Annotated in this window: 7 protein-coding genes and 2 pseudogenes; 2 read left to right on the top strand and 7 right to left on the bottom strand. The window is 29.4% G+C overall.

Annotated elements, in window-relative coordinates; translation table 11 throughout:
• Positions 1-351 (top strand): annotated as a pseudogene (locus tag SST111_RS12190) (DNA-binding protein); the annotation flags it as partial.
• A 104-nt stretch (positions 352-455) separates the two neighbouring features.
• Here the strand turns inward: SST111_RS12190 and SST111_RS05700 are convergent.
• The 7 genes from SST111_RS05700 to SST111_RS05670 all read right to left on the bottom strand — a co-directional run bounded on the left by SST111_RS05700 (position 456) and on the right by SST111_RS05670 (position 6009).
• Complete coding sequence (locus SST111_RS05700; protein WP_099810323.1) at positions 456-2153, bottom strand: ABC transporter ATP-binding protein; 1698 nt, start codon at positions 2151-2153, stop codon at positions 456-458.
• Positions 2150-2857, bottom strand: coding sequence for a hypothetical protein (locus SST111_RS05695; RefSeq protein ID WP_099810322.1), 708 nt, complete (start codon positions 2855-2857; stop codon positions 2150-2152). Before SST111_RS05695 ends, SST111_RS05700 begins: the two co-directional genes overlap by 4 nt.
• Positions 2847-3425: a hypothetical protein gene (locus SST111_RS05690; protein WP_099810321.1), complete on the bottom strand. Its 579-nt coding sequence runs from the start codon at positions 3423-3425 to the stop codon at positions 2847-2849. Before SST111_RS05690 ends, SST111_RS05695 begins: the two co-directional genes overlap by 11 nt.
• The gene (locus tag SST111_RS05685; protein ID WP_099810320.1) at positions 3401-4267 is read right to left on the bottom strand and encodes a DUF6895 family protein; all 867 of its coding nucleotides are present in this window, start codon (positions 4265-4267) and stop codon (positions 3401-3403) included. The genes SST111_RS05690 and SST111_RS05685 overlap by 25 nt, the downstream gene beginning before the upstream one ends.
• Positions 4268-4355: 88 nt before the next feature.
• The gene (locus tag SST111_RS05680; protein ID WP_099810319.1) at positions 4356-5057 is read right to left on the bottom strand and encodes a hypothetical protein; all 702 of its coding nucleotides are present in this window, start codon (positions 5055-5057) and stop codon (positions 4356-4358) included.
• Positions 5041-5718, bottom strand: a complete 678-nt coding sequence (locus SST111_RS05675; RefSeq protein ID WP_099810318.1) for an ATP-binding cassette domain-containing protein — start codon at positions 5716-5718, stop codon at positions 5041-5043. The genes SST111_RS05680 and SST111_RS05675 overlap by 17 nt, the downstream gene beginning before the upstream one ends.
• 87 nt (positions 5719-5805) lie before the next feature.
• The gene (locus SST111_RS05670; RefSeq protein ID WP_099810317.1) at positions 5806-6009 is read right to left on the bottom strand and encodes a hypothetical protein; all 204 of its coding nucleotides are present in this window, start codon (positions 6007-6009) and stop codon (positions 5806-5808) included.
• 361 nt (positions 6010-6370) lie between these two features.
• Here SST111_RS05670 and SST111_RS05665 point away from each other — a divergent pair.
• A pseudogene (locus SST111_RS05665) lies at positions 6371-6586 on the top strand (IS982 family transposase); the annotation flags it as partial.
• Positions 6587-6739 lie beyond the last annotated feature (153 nt).

Genomic DNA, 6739 nt, shown 5'->3' with positions numbered 1-6739 from the left:
TCTTCACTTGATACCCTTGAAGAAACTGCCAATCTCCTTCTAAAACGATTAGAGAAATACAAGGATTACAAGCGAATCCAGCCGACCATACTCTCATACTATCAGTCTCTTTCTTATTTTTTCTTGGAACAAAAACAGTACAACAAGTCTACTTTTTTTGCCACCAAACTCATGGAACTAGCCAAACAAGAAAAACGCTATGACCAACTAGCCCGTGCCTATGTTTACCTAGGCATAGCCCAAAACAAGCAGGAACTAATTGACAAAGGATTACAAATCTTAGAATGGACAGATGAGCAAGCACTACTCGACAACCTCAAAAAACTTATCAAACAACACCAAACTGACTGAAATCTCGGTCAGTTTTTTTCTGGTACGAAAAAACGACCCTTTCGGATCGTTCTACTTCATATTAAAAACTCTTAAAAGTAGTTTTTAATTTCTTATTTATGGGATTATAGATGATTATCTTTTTCTTTAGACAGGTATTGTTGATAACTCAGATTACTCTGCTTTAGTTCCTCATGAGTACCAATTCCAGTTAACTCACCATTTTCAAGAAAATATAGCTTATCAGCTGTTTGTATAGTCGAAATCTTATGGGTAATATATATAACAATCTTATTATTCAAATATGTCCTTATTGTTTCAATAATTTTGGATTCAGAAACAGAATCCAAATGAGCTGTCACCTCATCAAATATATAAATATCTGCATTCCTCAATAAAGCTCTAGCAATTTGGAGTCGTTGCTTCTGACCTCCAGATAAACCTATTCCATTCTCACCTATAATCGTTTCTAAACTATTTGGGAAATCATTAAATTCTACATTAAGAGCTGTAGCTTCTAAAATTTCATTTACTTTCCCATGCGTTGGTTGATAATCTAAACCAAAAACTATGTTTTCGTAAATTGTACCAGAAAAAAAATCAGTTCCTTGAAAAACATACGTTAAACAGCTATATAAACTATCTGTGCTTATTTCTCTTAAATCAATATTATTAAATGATATTTTACCAGAAAATGTAGTATATAATTTAGATATTAGCTCAACAATGGTTGTTTTACCAGAACCAGAGGGCCCTACAATCGCTGTTACCTCTCCTCTCTTAAAAAACATATCCAAATTGTTTAATACTTTTTTTCCATTTCTATCAAAGCTTACACCTTTCAGCTCTATACTTTCGATTGGAGTAGCTATAGTTAGACTATCTATCTCATTTATACTTATATCAGCAGCATATTGCTCAATAGTAGTGAGACTTGCATTCATCTTTTTTAGTTGATTAGCAAACTGTGCTATACTACTTAATGGAGAAAATAGCTGAAATAAGTAAATTAAGAACGAAATTAGTGTCCCAGCTGTTAGTGTTGATTGTGCAACTCTATAACCTCCATACCCAAAACTAATACAGATTACTATGAAAATAAAAATTAAAATTACTGGCTTGATTATCAAGTCAACCAAAGAATAAGTAAAAGAACTTTTAACTAATTTCCCCAATCTTTTATCAAGACTAGACTCAACATACTGTTGTCCCTTATAAACTTTAATTAATTTGACCCTTTGAAAAATTTCTGTTAAGTAACCTGATAATTGACTTAAATTTTCCTGCTTTCTTATCGCAAATTTTCCCCCAAAATTTGAAACTGGGATTAATACGATGAACATAATCAAAAGACATGTTAGCATTAAAACAGATAGGTAGAAATCTAGTTTAAATAGAAATACTAAAGAAATGATAAACAAAAAAATTGAACTCACAAAATCTGGAAAAACTTGACTTAGAAACGTTCTTATTACTTCCGTATCATTAACAATATGTCCTGATATTTCTCCACTCAAATTACTATCATAAAATGATTGATCTTTTTTTAGTAAATCTGTTGTGACACTCTTACGCAAATTAAATATCTGATTCTCTGCATATTTCAATAGTAAATAGGAGGATATTATACTGAAAAATAGATTAAAACAAAACAATGTTATTATGGTAAAAATCGGGGTATAGTTTACTTGAGAAGTATCTATTATTTTTTGTATTGACTGAGGAATTAATAAAAAAATAATATAGGATAAGATATTTAAAAATATCCCTAAAAAAAATTGAAGTTTTTGTCTTATTGTCCTCGGAATTAACAATTGCCTCATAAATGTCCACCTTTTTCCTTCAATTTGTCATACAGGTGTTCTAGAGCCCATAGGCTATAAAATGAATTTAAAATTTTTTGATCCACCTCATTATTATAGCTACTAAATGGATCATCATAACCAAAATAACCTACATTAGTTTGAATGTATTCAAAAAATTCAATAGCATTTTCAAAAAAAGTTCTTTCAAAATATTGTCTAATATTTAAAGCAATTAAAATACTCAATGCAAATTCCCTAATTTGATATTTTCTAGCAAAATAAACACTTATTCCACCGATGTAGTCTGATAACATTTTCATAAATTGAATCGGTAATTTTTTATTTGAAAGAAACAATAATTGATACAACACATCTAAATCTACACGCTCCATTAATTTTGAAAAAGTCAGATTGGACAGCAACTCCTCAGATAATTGTTGTTCCTGTAGATTGCCAATTAAACCTAACTTCGATTTAAAATATTGTAATCTAAAATCAAAATTCTTATCAACAGCAGTTCTACACTCAAAGGCCAGTTTTTCTTTCAAAGGTTTTAAACTTTCATTATTAATTTCAACAAGAATTTCCGGCATTATCTGTTCTTGATTTTTTAAGGTAAAACTATTAGAAGGTTCCCCTAAAAAGGTTAATAACAGTCCAGCGTTTATATTCGAGTGATTAAGTTTTAAAAAACTAATTAAAATTTTTTTATTATAACCCATTTAACACCTCTCCTTTTATGAGTAGGAATAAGTTATGGAATATATGTTTTGCTGTAATTTTTTTCGAATAAAGTTCAAAATACCGCTCAATATCTATTCTATCTGGATAGGATTTATCAGAGTCACTTAGATTATGCTCTATTGATATATCATTCAACTCTCTATTGTCTAAATAATATTCGGACTCATCCTTAAAAAATTTGATTTGTCGTGCACAGTATTCAAGATACTTTTCCTCCCATTCATTTTTTTGAATAATATCATTTTGAATATACCTTGAGAAGCTTGATTTAAAAAAATAGAATTTTTGAGAAAAGATATTGAAATGTATGTGCTCTTTTAAATAAATCGGGTACATATGCAACAAAGAATCAATATCTACATTTTTTATTATTGTATAGGCAATATCCAAAATCAACGATGTAGCTTCAATATCATTTACTTTGATCTGAAAATAATTTTCTAAATCATTATATATGTTGAGTATGTCACAAAATTCCGAATAAAATTTAAAATCAAGTTTATATTTTTTTAGTTGTTTAGTTATATATTTTTTTCGTGACACCATATCAGAGCTCCTAGACAAACAATAGTTGTGTGATATATATTTCTAAATTCTTCATAGCTTGATTCATAAACCCATTCTTTTGGTGCAGGAAAACCGCCATTGTTCTTCTGATTAATCAAAAGAATACTCTTGGCATATTTCAAAAGACTTGACAACTCTGACTCTAAATTTAAAAAAATGGCACACAAAACCAGTTCACCTAAAATATCTAGATCTTTTTCAAGTATTCTATCAATAATAAGGAACTTCAGAGTTGATACAATGTCTGTTTTTTCTATACTTGATAAATGCCAGCCTCGCCCCATCTCTGTTATATAAAAAATAGTATGGGTTAAACTATACATGGAATTCTCAGAATAGTAAAACGGAGAAAGTTTCTTACCAAGAACCGTTTTAGAATATAACTCATCATAAGATGCTAAATTATCTTTTATACCTGCTCTATTCAAAGAATACTTATTATCTAACTGGCGAAAAGGGACTTTATTCATCTGTAAATCAAATTTATCTCTAACCACAATTTTTTTTAGGTAATCTGAAAAATAACGTTTCCCACTTAGAAGAAAATATTCCTCAATTGTCGCTAATCCAGCTAAAGCATTGATATTTTCTTCAAATAAGTTAATAAAAGGAATTGTTTCTACTCTACTAGAAATAAATGAATCAATGAAATTAAAACGTTTCTTTTCTCTTGTTGATTCTGGCAGTAAATTATAGAAAAAAACTAGTTCTACAAAAGATTTTAACTGATTCTCTTTATCGGTTACTAATTTATCAATTTTTAAAAAATTACTAATATTATCTTCTAAGTAAAGCAGACCTTTTAAAATAGCATCTTCCATACAAAAATCCCTCACCTCAAAAATATTGTTTTTATCTTATTGAAAAATACCTTGAAAAGAGTCTTTAACAAAAATTCTTGCTAAGATTTTACCAATTAATTTTTACTTTCCTTAGGATTAACAGTAATACAGAAGCAATTATAAAAAACAAAACATTGGCCCCTAAAGAGTAATAGGATAACTCTACATAAGTAGAATTCTCAACAAACAAAGTAATTGGTACGATGTTTGTATAAATGTTCCTAGCATCAATCATTGACGATACGCCTATCATAAATTTTTTACCAATTTGTTCTGAAAACGCATTATAAAAAATTAAAGCATGAGCAACAAGTAGTGAGACTATAGTGAATAAATAAATATTTGAACCTAATTTTTTAGAAGCCACCCCCCTGTAACCATACAGCAACGCACTTGTAGTGCCAAAATAAACTAACAAAGAAGCTAATTTTTGAATGCCATTCCATAAATTTAAATCTGCATATATCAAATAATATATAAAATTTAAAAGTGTTAAGATAATAGCAATTATTAGAAAAATAATTAACCTACTATATTTTATCGTATAATAAAAATACTTGTGACGAGTATATAAAAATTCGTGGAGAAAATATGTAGATAAGATTATTAAAAGAACACTTGAAATCATTATCCAAATACCATTAATCGCTCTAAGTACTTCTAATTCATCAAATACATTGGCAGTTATTCTCAAAGTCAAACCAACAAGATAAACATATATAAAAGTCTTTATATAGTCACTTACTAACCTTCTAATCAGCGATAACATTTATATTTACCTCCTTGTATATATCATCTAAACTCATTTCAGGAAACTCATTTTGTAACTGTGCAACAGTATTGTATAATATAACTTTTCCATCTCTCATAAAGATTACTTCATCAAATATTTTTTCCATATCTAGGACTAAATGAGTGCTGATAATCGTAACACTATTTTCATTCTTAAATTTAATTATTAAATCGATTAGTATATCTCTTGTCAATGGATCGACGGCTGCCAAAGGCTCATCTAACAAATAAACGTTTACATCTTGAGATAGTAAAAAAACTAAGTGTAATTGTTCTTTCATCCCCTTTGAATATGCCGAAATAGACTTATTTTTATCCAGTCTAAGATATTTTAATATTTGAATAGCTTTATTTTTATTAAAAGTACCATAAAGCTTCTGGAACAATTCTAAACACTCTTTAATTGTTAAATCTTCAGGTATGTAGGAATGATCTGGTAAAAAAAATACAGAACTCGTATCCTTTATGGTTCCTGAATGCTTTTGATATAAACCTGCCATCACATTCATCAATGTCGTTTTTCCAGAACCATTTGGTCCCAACAAAGCAATCACTTGTCCAGAATGAGCTATTTTTAAATCTATATCTTTTAGGATTGGTTTATCAAAACCAAATGATAATTTGTTAATATCAACCATTTTAATCTCCTTTTTAAAAACGGTTCTGCATTTATAAATACAGAACCAAACATATAGTAAAAACACCTGATAACATTAAAAATATTACTACTTAATTGAACTAGTCGGAACTGAAATAAGGTTAAAATTATTGTACATTTGTTTTAACAATGAATCCGTTCCTGTAACAGACGGATAAACCAAGAGCCAGCCACTCCAGACAACAAACCCTGCAGCCTGAACTTGAACAGAATCATTATGAGGAGCAAACGGTACCACAATATTTTTTGTTTTGTTAATATTATTTAACATAGTTATTCTCCTTTACATCAGATAACGATCAATGTATAAGGTGTTCCTACTCTACGTTTTTTATATATTGGCACGGAAAAAATGTAAAGTTTTTACAGTATAGAATTAAGTCCTCTGTTCGGCTTTTTGAGTATCTGTTGCTTATAAATACATAAAATTGTGTAACGTGCACCTCGCAATAATTGCTTATAGACGATTACAACAAACCGTTCTTTTTCGTTTAATAGTTATGTATTTTTAACTGTTGAAAACACCCCTTTATTTATAAAATATACCCGTGGTGCTAGTTCATTTCAACATACAATAAAAAGCCTAAATGGACTATACTGTAAGTGACGAAACATACAGGAGGTTAGTCCAAATGAGCCACTTACAGTATACTGCTAAATCTCATCATTTGCAATGGAATGTACGCCAATTATCACAAATTTGTCATCACTTCTACCAAAACTATTGCCCAGATTCCTTTAAACATCGGCGTAATGTTGGCCTAGTCAAAGTTTCAGATGAATCACTCCTTGTCTTGCTCTTGTTACAGGCCGAACTAGGCATAACGCCACATCAACATTTCTTAAAAACATGGCAGTGACCGAAGAACAAAACAATTGGTAAGTGATGGGCTTGAGACGAACTATTGAAAGCCGTTTTTCCTTTTCTCCTTTCTACCCGATAGAAATTGATGTATATTTTATACCATTATGATATACTATTTTTACAAATATTGTTTATT

The organism is Streptococcus suis YS161 (assembly GCF_002760245.1).
Classification (GTDB): domain Bacteria; phylum Bacillota; class Bacilli; order Lactobacillales; family Streptococcaceae; genus Streptococcus; species Streptococcus suis_I.
The sequence above is the reverse complement of the archived record's forward strand: the minus strand, read 5'-3'. Positions and strand labels throughout refer to the sequence as shown.

Bases quoted from the DNA above. Each gene is read 5' to 3' on its own strand.
- SST111_RS05700 (WP_099810323.1), bottom strand. From the start codon at position 2,153: ATGAGGCAATTGTTAATTCCGAGGACAATAAGACAAAAACTTCAATTT.
- SST111_RS05695 (WP_099810322.1), bottom strand. From the start codon at position 2,857: ATGGGTTATAATAAAAAAATTTTAATTAGTTTTTTAAAACTTAATCAC.
- SST111_RS05690 (WP_099810321.1), bottom strand. From the start codon at position 3,425: ATGGTGTCACGAAAAAAATATATAACTAAACAACTAAAAAAATATAAA.
- SST111_RS05685 (WP_099810320.1), bottom strand. From the start codon at position 4,267: ATGGAAGATGCTATTTTAAAAGGTCTGCTTTACTTAGAAGATAATATT.
- SST111_RS05680 (WP_099810319.1), bottom strand. From the start codon at position 5,057: ATGTTATCGCTGATTAGAAGGTTAGTAAGTGACTATATAAAGACTTTT.
- SST111_RS05675 (WP_099810318.1), bottom strand. From the start codon at position 5,718: ATGGTTGATATTAACAAATTATCATTTGGTTTTGATAAACCAATCCTA.
- SST111_RS05670 (WP_099810317.1), bottom strand. From the start codon at position 6,009: ATGTTAAATAATATTAACAAAACAAAAAATATTGTGGTACCGTTTGCT.